At 48.9% G+C, this 12,850-nt stretch carries 9 protein-coding genes; all 9 read left to right on the top strand.

Annotated elements, in window-relative coordinates; all coding sequences use genetic code 11:
- Positions 1–7 precede the first annotated feature (7 nt).
- Positions 8–1,237 carry a cell division protein FtsA gene (gene ftsA, locus BUB81_RS12615; RefSeq protein ID WP_073323292.1) on the top strand — a complete coding sequence of 410 codons (1,230 nt, stop codon included), beginning with the start codon at positions 8–10 and terminating at the stop codon, positions 1,235–1,237.
- 102 nt (positions 1,238–1,339) lie between these two features.
- Positions 1,340–2,497 (top strand): cell division protein FtsZ, encoded by a 1,158-nt coding sequence (ftsZ, locus tag BUB81_RS12610; RefSeq protein WP_073323290.1) that lies wholly within the window; start codon positions 1,340–1,342, stop codon positions 2,495–2,497.
- Between the two features lie 145 nt (positions 2,498–2,642).
- Positions 2,643–3,554, top strand: coding sequence for a UDP-3-O-acyl-N-acetylglucosamine deacetylase (gene lpxC / locus BUB81_RS12605; RefSeq protein WP_073323288.1), 912 nt, complete (start codon positions 2,643–2,645; stop codon positions 3,552–3,554).
- A gap of 158 nt (positions 3,555–3,712) precedes the next feature.
- Entirely contained in the window at positions 3,713–4,603 is an 891-nt protein-coding gene (locus tag BUB81_RS12600) for a M23 family metallopeptidase (RefSeq protein WP_073323286.1), read from the top strand.
- A gap of 93 nt (positions 4,604–4,696) precedes the next feature.
- Positions 4,697–7,417 (top strand): preprotein translocase subunit SecA, encoded by a 2,721-nt coding sequence (gene secA / locus BUB81_RS12595; protein ID WP_073323284.1) that lies wholly within the window; start codon positions 4,697–4,699, stop codon positions 7,415–7,417.
- Positions 7,418–7,476: 59 nt separating this feature from the next.
- On the top strand, positions 7,477–7,875 hold the full coding sequence (mutT, locus tag BUB81_RS12590) for an 8-oxo-dGTP diphosphatase MutT (protein WP_073323890.1): 399 nt from the start codon (positions 7,477–7,479) through the stop codon (positions 7,873–7,875).
- Positions 7,876–8,304: 429 nt separating this feature from the next.
- Entirely contained in the window at positions 8,305–10,215 is a 1,911-nt protein-coding gene (locus tag BUB81_RS12585; protein ID WP_073323282.1) for a methyl-accepting chemotaxis protein, read from the top strand.
- Between the two features lie 18 nt (positions 10,216–10,233).
- Positions 10,234–11,760: a chemotaxis protein CheW gene (locus BUB81_RS12580; RefSeq protein WP_073323280.1), complete on the top strand. Its 1,527-nt coding sequence runs from the start codon at positions 10,234–10,236 to the stop codon at positions 11,758–11,760.
- Positions 11,761–11,776: 16 nt separating this feature from the next.
- Positions 11,777–12,841 carry a chemotaxis-specific protein-glutamate methyltransferase CheB gene (gene cheB, locus BUB81_RS12575; protein ID WP_073323278.1) on the top strand — a complete coding sequence of 355 codons (1,065 nt, stop codon included), beginning with the start codon at positions 11,777–11,779 and terminating at the stop codon, positions 12,839–12,841.
- Positions 12,842–12,850 lie beyond the last annotated feature (9 nt).

Below are 12,850 nucleotides of genomic sequence, written 5' to 3'. Positions count from 1 at the left end.
AGAATTAATGTCTAAAGCGGCAGAACGTAATTTGATTGTAGGACTCGATATCGGCACCAGCCGGGTTAAAGCCGTCCTCGGTGAATTACTGGATGATGAACAAATCAGTATTGTTGGGGTTGGAACCCATGTCGCACGCGGAATGGACAAAGGCGGCGTTAACGATCTGAACCTGGTAGTGAAGTCTGTGCAAAGCGCCGTTAACGAAATGGAGCTAATGGCAGATTGTCAGGTGTCGTCGGTGTTCATGTCGATTTCCGGTCGTCATGTAAAGTGCCAGAACGAAAGTGGCATGGTACCGATCAATAATCAGGAAGTGACACAGGAAGACGTAGACAACGTAGTGCATGCAGCGCGTTCGGTGCCGATTGCCGCTGAACGCCGTTTACTGCATGTGTTACCGCAGGAATTTACTATCGATGTACAAGAGGGAATCAAAAACCCCATCGGTATGTCGGGTGTGCGGATGGAAGCCGAAGCACACATTATCACCTGTGCCGATGACATGGCTAAAAATCTGGTGAAATGTGTTGAGCGCTGCGAATTACACGCAGACCAATTGATCTTCTCTGCGCTGGCATCGAGCTATGCCGTGTTGACAGACGATGAGCGTGAATTAGGGGTGGCGGTAGTCGATATCGGCGCTGGCACCATCGATATTGTGATATACACCGACGGCGCTATTCGCCATACCGCGGTTATTCCGCTGGCAGGTAATCAGATTACCAGTGATATCGCGAAAATCTTCCGCACGCCGATCAGCAACGCAGAAGAGATTAAAGTCAATTATGCCTGTGCGCTGAAAGACATGGTCAGCATGGAAGACAGCATTGAAGTGCCCAGTGTAGGCGGACGTCCTGCGCGGGTTATGTCACGGCATACCCTGGCTGAGGTTATCGAACCTCGCTACCAGGAATTGTTTGAATTAGTTTACAAAGAAATCAAAGCCAGTGGCTTTGATGAGCAAATCGCAGCCGGTCTTGTACTGACAGGTGGCACCGCCAAAATGGAAGGCGCGGTAGAATTTGCAGAAGAAATTTTTCAAATGCCCGTCAGAGTGGGACAACCATTGGGCATGGTAGGACTGTCTGAATATACAGACGATGCGAGCTTTGCAACGGCTGTCGGACTCCTCCAGTACGGAAAAATGCAGTTTGATAATAAGAAGACCAGTAAACAACGCACCACTGATGGTTTGTGGAAGCGGGTGCAAAGCTGGTTTAAGGGTGAATTTTAATTTTTTAGGGGGCGCTTAACCACGCACAACCGTGACGATGGAATGGTCACAATAACTGTGTATGGATAAGTGTGTATAGACGTACAAAACCGGAGAGTAAGTATGTTTGAATTAATGGATAGCCACGGTGAAGAAGCCGTAATCAAAGTCATCGGAGTCGGTGGCGGCGGCGGTAATGCGGTTGAGCACATGGTGTCTCACAGCATTGAAGGCGTGGAATTTATTGCTGTTAATACCGATGCGCAGGTATTACGCAGCTCATCTGCCGATGTGACATTACAGATCGGCTCTAACGTAACAAAAGGTCTGGGTGCGGGTGCCGATCCGAATAAAGGTCGTGAAGCTGCCCAGGAAGACCGTGAAACCATTCGCCAGGCTTTAGATGGTGCCGATATGGTCTTTATTACCGCGGGTATGGGCGGTGGTACAGGTACCGGTGCAGCACCTGAAGTGGCAAAAATTGCACGTGAAATGGGGATCCTAACGGTGGCGGTAGTGACCAAGCCTTTCCCATTTGAAGGTAAAAAGCGTACTGATTTTGCTAATCAGGGTACCGACGAGTTGGCGCGAAATGTTGACTCATTAATTACTATTCCGAACGAAAAACTACTGAAAGTAATGGGTCCTGGTACACCGTTGCTACAGGCGTTTAGCGCTGCGAATGACGTCTTACGTGGTGCGGTTCAGGGTATTGCTGAGCTGATTACACGTCCAGGTCTGATTAACGTGGATTTCGCCGACGTGCGTACAGTTATGTCTGAAATGGGTAAAGCCATGATGGGCAGTGGTTCTGCGTCAGGTCCGGATCGTGCTGAAGAAGCAGCAGAGTCTGCTATTGCCAGCCCGCTGCTGGAAGACATCGATCTGTCAGGCGCGCGTGGTATTCTGGTGAATATTACGGCTGGCCCGGATTTTGCAATTGATGAGTTTGAGACTGTAGGTAACGCGGTTAAGGCATTTGCATCGGAAAACGCAACCGTCGTGGTTGGTACCGTTATTGATATGGAAATGACTGACGAACTGCGTGTAACTGTTGTTGCAACCGGTATTGGTGCTGAGCGTAAGCCTGATATTGCACTGGTTAGTTCAGAAGGCGCGCGTTTATCGTCTTCGGCTCGTGAGTTCCAGTCTGGCGGTGAAGGCCGTGCAGTGGGTGGTACCGATGGTAACCAGGCGCTGAAAGCAGACGAAAATGCACAACCGGGTAATGATCTTGAATATCTGGATATTCCTGCTTTCCTGCGCAAGCAAGCAGATTAGACCAGTAAAGAGAACTTTACACAGCTTTTACAGTCGAAACGGCAAATATTACTGGTAATACGGTAATATTCATGACAGATTTTTGACAAGTAATAGTCGGCTCACTATAATTGCCGGCCGTTTTTGTGTAGGTAATACGAATTCGATGATTAGACAACGTACAATTAAACATGCTGTCCAGGAAACTGGCATTGGGTTGCATAAAGGAGACAAGGTCACTATGACTCTCCGGCCAGCGCCTGCGAACACGGGAATCGTGTTTCGGCGTATTGACCTTGATCCGCATGTAGACATTCACTCGCGCGCAAACGCCGTGGGGAACACCATGTTGTGTACCTGTCTGAACAACGAAGACGGCGTGAGCATCCACACCGTTGAACACCTTGCGTCTGCTCTGGCAGGTCTGGGTATCGACAACATTATTGTTGAGGTAAACAGCAACGAACTACCGATCATGGATGGTAGTGCCAGTCCTTTCGTATTCCTGCTGCAATCGGCTGGAATTGAAGAATTAAACGCGCCTAAGCGTTTTATTCGCATGACCAAGCCGGTGCGTGTTGAAGACGGCGACAAATGGGCAGAATTACGTCCTTATGACGGCTTCCGCGTCGATTTCCAAATCGATTTCGAGCACCCGGTTATTAGCCAGACGCGTCAGCACATGGTCATGGACTTTGATTCGTGCTCCTACGTAAACGAAGTCAGCCGCGCCAGAACCTTTGGTTTTATGCGTGATCTGGAATACATGAACGCAAATAACCTGGCATTGGGTGGCAGCATGGAAAATGCGGTAGCACTTGATGACTACCGCGTATTAAACCCGGAAGGCTTGCGTTATGATGATGAATTCCTGAAGCATAAAATCCTCGACGCTATTGGTGATTTGTACCTTGGTGGTCACAGCATTATTGGTGAACTGGCGGCATACAAAACTGGCCACGGTTTGAACAATAAATTGCTAAATGCCGTGCTGGCACAGCAGGATTGCTGGGAATATGTGACTTACGAGTCGCAGGATGAAGCGCCTATTCGCTACGCGCAACCCGCTCTGGTATAAGAGAATTTGCTGAAAAAGCCGCCCTCAGGGCGGCTTTTTTGTTGTTTATTTAAAGGAAATATCGCTAAAATAGCGCGAAACGTGTTATTTTTAGCAAGTTTGTAACACGAAATAAAACTAAAGAACGCGAAGCACTCCGGTGCGCATAAGACACAGCGATGAAATTAACAGTCACATTTATAGGCAAAAAACGACGGGTTCGTCACAGTATGAGCGTGCGCTCTATTGTGAGCCTGACCGTATTGTCGTCGCTGTTTGTGTTAGTTTCCAGCCGTTCAACTGATTCCTCCCTCGAAAATTTCGCCCGCGTCAAAATTGCTCAAAATGTGCTTGAAGCCGAGCAACAGGAAGTCGATGCATTAAAATCTGCGACGAATGAGCAAGTAAAAGCCCTGACAGAACAGCTCAGTGCAATGAGGCTCACCTTAGATAAAATTGACGCGAAAACACAGGTGCTGGCAAAAGCCATGGGTATCGATGAACAGTCTGTGCAGGATTTCGGGTTAGCGTCAGTGTCTGTCGCAAAACAGCTACAGGACGAACAGGACAGGTTACTTACACCTATAGAAGAATTAGGCAGTCAGTTGCAGTATAAACAGCAGCAACTGGAAGCCCTTGAAAGATTGGTTACCGGACACCATATAGATGAACAGATTAGTTTATCGGGTCGTCCGATAGAGAAAGGATGGTTGTCGTCCTACTATGGCATGCGTGCCGATCCCTTTACGGGTCAGCCTGCTATGCATAGTGGATTGGATTTCGCCGGCGAAGTGGGTGACGATGTCGTTGCTACTGCCGCAGGCATTGTAACCTGGTCAGGTGACAGGTACGGTTATGGCAAACTGGTGGAGATTGAGCACGGTGATGGGCTCGTGACACGCTACGGACATAACGACTCGCTAATGGTAAACAAAGGCGATCTGGTCACCAAAGGGCAGGTTATTGCACAAATGGGCAGTACCGGGCGTTCGACGGGTGCACATGTGCATTATGAAGTCATTAAAAGCGGCCAGAAAGTCGATCCTCTTCCATACGTTTACAACAAGTAACGTAGTCTCTATCAAACCAGTCTGATACGCGACGAGCACCGGGTTAGCCGGTCGCTGGTTATTTTTGATTACAGCAGTGGAAATACCAACACAATGTTTGCAAGCATTCTCAGAAAAGTTTTTGGCAGTCGAAACGACCGACTATTAAAAAAATTACAAAAGCACGTTAACGCCATAAATGCTCTGGAAGCCGAGTTTGAAGGACTGGACGACGCCGCACTGAAGCAGAAGACTGAAGAATTCAAGCAACGACTGAAAGACGGCGCTACCCTTGATGACATCCTGATTGAAGCATTTGCTGTTGTCCGGGAAGCCAGTAAACGCGTTTATGGCATGCGTCACTTTGACGTACAGATGCTGGGTGGTCAGGTACTGCATTCGGGTAAAATTTCTGAAATGCGTACGGGTGAAGGTAAAACCCTGACCTCGACATTACCGACCTATTTGAATGCCCTGACGGGTCGCGGCGTTCACGTTATCACCGTGAATGATTATCTGGCACGTCGTGATGCCGACTGGAGCCGAAGCTTGTTTGAGTTTTTGGGCCTGACGGTGGGTTGTAATATTCCTGGTATGGCGCCTGAGCAAAAGCGCGAAGCCTATCAGGCAGATATTACTTACGGTACCAACAACGAATTTGGATTCGACTACCTGCGCGACAACATGGCGTTCAGTCCGCAGGACCGTGTTCAGCGCGAGCTGTATTTTGCGGTTATCGATGAAGTTGACTCCATCCTCATTGACGAAGCGCGTACGCCGCTAATTATTTCTGGCGCTGCAGAAGACAGCTCAGAGCTTTATAAGCGCATTAATCGCGTGATCCCTGAATTGGTTCAGCAGGATAAAGAAGACGAAGAAGATAAACACGGCGACGGCGATTACACCATCGACGAGAAAGCCAAGCAAATCCACCTGACCGAAAAAGGTCAGATCCACGTTGAAGAAATTCTCAAGCGTGAAGGTTTGCTCCCTGAAGATGAGTCGTTATTCGACGCGGGTAACATTTCGCTATTGCATCACATCAATGCTGCACTTCGTGCCCACAAGCTATTCGCCAAAGACGTTGATTATATCGTTAAAGACGACGATATCGTTATTGTTGATGAACACACCGGTCGTACAATGGAAGGCCGTCGTTGGTCTGAAGGCTTACACCAGGCTGTTGAAGCCAAAGAAGGTGTAAGGATTCAAAACGAAAACCAAACGCTTGCCTCTATAACGTTCCAGAATTACTTCCGCTTGTACGAAAAGCTGTCAGGTATGACAGGTACAGCAGATACCGAAGCCTTTGAGTTCCAGCATATTTATGGTCTGGAAACAGTGGTTATTCCAACTAACCGTCCAATGGTTCGTGACGACAAAGCAGATCTGATTTATCTGACTGCACAGGAAAAATACGAAGCTATTGTCGAAGACATCAAGGCCTGCGTGAAACGCGGACAACCTGTGTTGGTGGGTACCATCTCCATTGAAAATTCTGAGCTAATCGCGCGCATTCTGAAGAAAGAGAAAATCGCGCACAAGGTACTTAACGCGAAGTTCCATGCTCAGGAAGCTGATATTGTAGCACAGGCGGGTCGTCCTGGTGCGGTGACCATCGCCACCAACATGGCCGGTCGTGGTACGGATATCGTCTTGGGCGGTAACTGGCAGGCAGAAGTCGCCAAACTGGAATCGCCGACTGAAGAGCAGATAGCTAAAATCAAAGAAGCGTGGAAGAAAGATCACGAAGCTGTGTTGGCCGCCGGTGGTTTGCACATCATTGGTACCGAGCGTCACGAGTCTCGCCGTATTGACAACCAGTTACGTGGCCGTGCCGGTCGTCAGGGAGATCCGGGTTCCTCGCGTTTCTATTTGTCGTTAGACGATGCTCTGATGCGTATTTTTGCGTCAGAAAAAATGGCGAGCATGATGAAGCGCCTGGGTATGGAGCGCGGTGAAGCCATTGAACACCCTTGGGTTACCCGCGCCATTGAAAATGCCCAGCGCAAAGTAGAAGGCCGAAACTTCGATATTCGTAAGCAGTTGCTTGAATACGACGATGTTGCCAACGATCAGCGTAAAGTTATTTACGAACAGCGCAATGAATTACTCGACGAAGGTGATATCAGTGACACTATCCAGGCGATCCGCGAAGATGTGATCAGTGGTGTTGTAGACGAGTACATTCCTCCACAGTCACTTGAAGAGATGTGGGACGTCAATGGTCTGGAGCAACGCCTGAAAGCAGATTTTGCCCTCGACGCACCGATTCAAAAGTGGCTGGATGACGACGATAAGCTGTACGAAGAAAAGCTTCGTGAAAAGATTCTGGACGAGCTTACTGCTGCCTACAAAGCCAAAGAAGACATGGTGGGTGAAGCCGTACTGCGTCAATTCGAAAAGGCCGTTATGTTGCAAAACCTGGATAGCCATTGGAAAGAACATTTGGCTGCCATGGACCACTTGCGCCAGGGTATTCACCTGCGAGGTTATGCGCAGAAGAACCCTAAACAAGAGTACAAGCGCGAAGCCTTCGAACTGTTCTCAGGAATGCTGGAAGCGTTGAAAGGCGAAGTGATCACCATCCTTAGCCGGGTTCAGGTTCGTGCCGAGTCGGATGTTGAAAAAGTAGAAGAGCAACGCCGTCAGGCCGATGATGTACCAAAGAATTATCAGCACGCCAATGCTGATGGTGAACCTGGTCCGGAAGCCAGTGGCCCACAAGCCGCGCAGGCATCAGCGCCGCGGACCGGCCCTAAGGTAGGTCGCAACGATCCTTGTCCATGTGGTTCGGGTAAAAAATACAAGCAGTGTCACGGTAAATTATCGTAGCCTGCAATAGGTAATGTTCAGAAGGGGCAATCGTGCCCCTTTTTTCATTTGAGGTGATTATGAAAGTCGTTGAAGTCGCGGTAGGCGTGGTAATAAGAGGCCATCAAACTTTTGTGTGCTTGCGGTCGAATGATAAACATCAGGGCGGTAAGTGGGAGTTTCCGGGTGGTAAGGTTGAGGCAGGGGAATCCCCTGAACAAGCGCTATTCCGAGAACTACAGGAAGAGATTGCAATTGAAATAACGCATACGGATCCTCTGATAACCATTGCCCATGACTATGGAGATAAGCAGGTTAAGCTGATTGTATTCATCGTTGATGGCTTTAAAGGCGAGCCAGTAGGTAACGAAGGCCAACCCGGCAAGTGGTTGAGTATAGACACCCTCGATGCAAGCGCCTTCCCTGCTGCTAATGTGGCTATCATTGAAGCCTTACAAGGCTATATTGCTAACAAATAACGCGCTGTACACTTACGTCCTACTAACGGGATTGACGCTATACAATCCCGCTATTTCAAGTTGTAAATCCCTAATGGATTCAACACATAAGCCTCAGCTTATGTACCCTTATACTTAAGTTTATACAGCGTTAAATTCGTATTCGCATGCAACTTAAGTATAGATAGACAAAATCCAGAAACAATGTCTGCTATTCCGAAAACACCTAGTTGCTCACGTAACTGGTTAATTTTTCTAGAATCCATGTATGACAATAGTGACTTTTATGCTAAATGTCTATTGTGTATATTTTGTGTAACTATGCTGATTTCAAGTGAGTAAGGTATACATTAAGTAATAAAGGTATTTGGTTTAATACCTTAATTTTTTGTCTCATTCGTATAGTAAAAACACGCATTGCAATATTGCCGTGAACGAGTGAGGTAACCCATGGCCCTTAAAAAACATTCAGAACCCGCTGCGACCAATACGACGGTTCGCGTAGATCCTAAAATGCGACGTGAGGCAGAAGAGCAGCGAAAGCGTGCCCGTACCCTAGCTCGTCAACAGCAGGCAGCAGAGCGAATTGCTACAGCATGTGCACAGCTTGCTACCGGAATTAACGAAGCCGCCAGTGCCGCTGACCAAATGGGCACTGCTATCACTGAGATTGCTACCGGTGCCGAGCAATCGAGCAGTGCAAGCCAGGAAAGTCTGGCCGCTATCGTTCAGATTAGCAAGTCGTTGGGGGCGCAACTTGATCTATCCGGCAATACCCTCACCAAAACCAATACGCTGCAAACCTTTGTAGAACGCGTTGTTGAAGATTTGTCTACGATGATGTCGAGCGTGAAAACGGCGTCTGAGCATCAGTCTCGTTCCGTGGTGATGATGAGCGAATTGGAACAGCAAGCCAGCAACATTGGTGAAGCAGTTAAACAAGTTACCCGTATTGCAGATCAAACAAACTTACTGGCGCTAAATGCTGCAATCGAAGCCGGTCGTGCGGGCAAGCATGGGAAAGGGTTTGCAGTAGTTGCTGATACGGTGAGGGCGTTGGCTGAAGTCTCTGATAAAAGTGCAGCGGACATTGCCAAACAAATCGAACAAATTCAGCAGCAGTCAAACAAGGTGTCTGATGCTGTAAAAATGTCGGCAGAGGCTGCGTTGGAAGAAGTCACCAAAGGCGAGGCGGTGACTAACCAACTGGTACAGATAAAGGACGATATGGCCACGATTGCGAATGGATCTGCAGATCTGCAGGTTAAAATTCGCGAAATGGACAATGCCGCCAAAGACATTCAGACAAGCTCAGAGTCCATTTCTTGTGCGGCTGATGAGCAATCTTCTGCAGCGCAGGAAGTGTCCAGTAACGTGACAGAACAAGGTAGCGCGTTAACACAGGCTGAAAAAGCCGCACAGTCACTGGAAATAGTGACGGAAGAGCTCAAAAACAGTACTGATATCAGTAAGAGCGCGGAAGAGGTTGCAGCATCAGCTGAAGAACTCTCGGCCAGTCTGGAAGAAATCAATCGGTCTGCCACTGAAATTGCGACTGCACTGAATCAGGTGAATAACGGTGCACAACAGGCTGCCAGCGCGGTTGCTCATGCGGTAACCAACATCGAAAAGCTCAAGGATGGCGTAGAGCAAGCGTCGTCTCAGTCTGATCAGGCCCTCACTCGTGGTGGTGAAATCACCGATTTACTGCAGAAGAATCGCAAGCTGATCGAAGAGATGGTTAACGGCATTAACTCGGCTCTTGAAACCAGTAAGCGCAATGTTGAATCGATCAACCAAATGGAAGTCATGACCCGTCAGATAGACAAAGTCATCGATACCATTACGACGGTATCGGTTAAAACCAGCATGCTGGCAGTCAATGGTGCAGTTGAGGCCGCTCGCGCCGGTGAGTACGGTAAAGGCTTCGCGGTAGTGTCAGCTGACATCCAAAGCCTCGCCGACGAAGCGGCTGAAAACGTTGAGCAAATCAAAGACCTTATCAAAGGCATTCAGGATCAAACGGTCAATGTGAAAACAGATTTGAGCAATGTTGCCGAAAGTGCCTATCGCGAAGTACTCAAGGCACAGCAAACGACCAAAGACATTGCAGACATCGCCACTGATATGGCTGAAGTACTTGGCTACAACCGCGACATGCAGAATACCAGTGAAGAAATTGCAGCAGCAGTTGCGCAAGCGCAAAAAGGTCTGGAGCAAATTGCCGCAGCCAACGAACAGGCCAGCAGCAACTGTCAGCAAGCACTCAGTGCATCAGAGCAACAGAGCAAGGGCATGGAAGACCTGGCGCGTTCTATTGAAGAAATCGCGTCTGTTGCTGATGAAATGCAAAGCAACTAACACAGGTTGGAGGCAGTTATGTCTGAAGTGATAGAAAACAACGACAACGCCACAGAAACAGAGTCACAGTTTGTCTCCTTTTTGTTGGGCGAAGAGCGATTTGCTTTCAACATGCTGACCGTCGGTGAAATCATTCGGGTGCCCACCATGGTGAAGGTGCCATTAGGCCCACCCCAAATGCTTGGTCTGGCAAATTTACGAGGTAACGTGCTCCCCGTCTATGATCTGCAGTTCACCCTGATGGGTGAGCCAGGAGAACAGACGGATTATTCTCGCGTTATCGTGGTGGAGTCCAGCATGGGGGTTACCGGGTTTCTGGTGGACCGCGTTACCCGAGTGAACAGCATTAATCACGATTGCATCGAGAATGATAAGTCCTGGGAAGGCTCGATTGCCTACGACTACCTGGACGGCATCATTAAACGAGACAAACAACCCATTGAGCAAATTTTATCGGTTGAAAAGCTGGTAACGGCTCAGGTTGTTAATCCGGTTACCAGTGGTCAGCATCAGGTATCACTGTCGCAGGCTGCAATGGGTGGTCAGGAGAAAGCCGATGAAGAGTCAGAGTCTCAGCATGAGCAACTCGTCTGTTTCTCAATAGAAGAGCAGGGCTTTGCCTTTCACCTGCAGGATGTAGAGGAAATCGTGCGCGTACCGACTGAGATTTCCGCTTTGCCCGAGAGTCACCCGTCTGTGTTAGGGCTGGTGAATTTACGTGGGCGGATTATTCCCATTGTCGATTTGGCTACCAATCTGGGCATGTGTCGTGGCGAAATCAATGATGCGTCCCGCATCGTTATCGTGAATAACAGTCAGTCGGCAATTGGCAGTGTGGGCTTTGTTGTCTCGCGTGTTAGTAACGTGATTAGCATCAAAGTGGATGCACTTGAGCCGGTCCCTGAGTTTTGTAGTCAAGGGATGGGTGATGGCGCCCTCGAATCTGTGTATCGGGTCGAAAACAGTAAGCGCCTGGTCTCCATTGTCAACCTGGCTACGATTTTTGAACGTTCATTGAATGATGCAATGGCCGATATTGAGCCCCTGCAAGAGGATACCGCTATGAACGAAGCGAAAGACGCTGAATTGCTCTCAGAAGACAATTCAAAACAGTTTGTTGTGTTTTGGATCGACGGTCAGGAATACGGTGTCAGTATTGAGCTGACCCAGGAAATTACCCGTGTGCCTGAAAAGCTGGAGAGTGTACCCAATACACCAGACTACCTGCGGGGCGTAGTGAATTTGCGAGGCACGGTTTTACCGGTCGTTGATTTAAGAACGCGTCTCGGTCTGATGATGGCGGAAACGTCTGAGCGTCAGCGCATTATTGTCCTGACCCGAGGTCAGCACAAAACCGGTTTTATTGTAGATGGTGTTGCAGAAGTCAAAACCGTGGATTTGGGCGTTATTGAGAAGGCACCTACCTTATCGAATTCTCAGTCACAGCTACTCAATGAAATCATAAAGCTGGATAAGGAACGCCGGATCATTCAATTGTTGGACCCGCAGGTATTGCTTGCGGACAGTGAAGTAACAGTCGGTTAAGAGGTAGAGGGCAAACATGAACGTAAAAGTGTTAATCGTCGATGATTCAGCGCTCATGCGTAAACTGTTTAGTCAGTTGTTTTCACGTAACGGCCTGGAGGTGGTGACCGCTCGCGACGGTGAAGAGGCCATTGATGTTGCAGTCCGGGAAAAGCCCGATGTGATCACATTAGACATCAACATGCCGAAGATGGACGGCATAACGTGTTTAAGCCTACTCAACAAGGTGCACCCTTGTCCGATAATCATGCTTTCCTCGCTAACGCAAAAGGGCGCGCTGGTCACATTGGAAGCACTAGCCCTGGGCGCCAGCGATTATGTGCTTAAGCCCGGTGGTACGGTGTCGACGGACATTTCCAGTATAGAGAGTGAGCTGCTCTCTAAAATCCAGTCGCTAACAAAAGGGGTTTCGGCGAGAAAAGCAATCAGAAAGACGACTGTGGCAACGGCACCGGCTAAAAAAACGGAAACACCTCAGAAGGCGAAAGCGTCACCGGTAGCCAGGACACGTATCGATTGTGTACTGGTAGGGGTGTCTACTGGCGGGCCGAAAAAACTGGAGCAGTTGCTAACCGCCTTGCCTGCCAATTTTAAAGCGCCGATTGTCATATCCCAACACATGCCGATGGCGTTTACCCAGGCACTGGCAAACCGCCTCGACAAGCTTTGTCAGTTAAAGGTAGTTGAAGTGTCCGAAAAGATGCGCCTGATGCCAGGTACCGCTTATATCGCGAAAGGTGAAGCCGATGTGGTGTTCCTGAAAGACGGCGGCCACCTGGCTGTAAGGCCTGTACCGGCTAACCCCAATTACCTGTGGCATCCCAGCGTCGACCGCATGGTGGAAAGCGCAAACTCACAATTTGATCCCGCCAGATTGCTGTGTATTCAGTTAACCGGTATGGGGTGTGATGGTGTGGCGGCTATGTCGGTGTCATACAACCGGGGGGCAACGGTCATTGCCGAGAGCGAAGCGACGGCAACCGTGTTTGGTATGCCTCGGGAACTTATAGAAGCAGGGTGCGTACACCATATTCTGGAAAGCCACCATATTGCTCAAACAGTAATGCGTATTTGCGCGTAGGAGAACTGC

Source organism: Marisediminitalea aggregata (assembly GCF_900129565.1).
Lineage (GTDB): Bacteria > Pseudomonadota > Gammaproteobacteria > Enterobacterales > Alteromonadaceae > Alteromonas > Alteromonas aggregata.
The sequence above is the reverse complement of the archived record's forward strand: the minus strand, read 5'-3'. Positions and strand labels throughout refer to the sequence as shown.

Excerpts from the sequence above, each read along its gene's own strand:
- ftsA (WP_073323292.1), top strand. The coding sequence starts at position 8 with ATGTCTAAAGCGGCAGAACGTAATTTGATTGTAGGACTCGATATCGGC.
- ftsZ (WP_073323290.1), top strand. The coding sequence starts at position 1,340 with ATGTTTGAATTAATGGATAGCCACGGTGAAGAAGCCGTAATCAAAGTC.
- lpxC (WP_073323288.1), top strand. The coding sequence starts at position 2,643 with ATGATTAGACAACGTACAATTAAACATGCTGTCCAGGAAACTGGCATT.
- BUB81_RS12600 (WP_073323286.1), top strand. The coding sequence starts at position 3,713 with ATGAAATTAACAGTCACATTTATAGGCAAAAAACGACGGGTTCGTCAC.
- secA (WP_073323284.1), top strand. The coding sequence starts at position 4,697 with ATGTTTGCAAGCATTCTCAGAAAAGTTTTTGGCAGTCGAAACGACCGA.
- mutT (WP_073323890.1), top strand. The coding sequence starts at position 7,477 with ATGAAAGTCGTTGAAGTCGCGGTAGGCGTGGTAATAAGAGGCCATCAA.
- BUB81_RS12585 (WP_073323282.1), top strand. The coding sequence starts at position 8,305 with ATGGCCCTTAAAAAACATTCAGAACCCGCTGCGACCAATACGACGGTT.
- BUB81_RS12580 (WP_073323280.1), top strand. The coding sequence starts at position 10,234 with ATGTCTGAAGTGATAGAAAACAACGACAACGCCACAGAAACAGAGTCA.
- cheB (WP_073323278.1), top strand. The coding sequence starts at position 11,777 with ATGAACGTAAAAGTGTTAATCGTCGATGATTCAGCGCTCATGCGTAAA.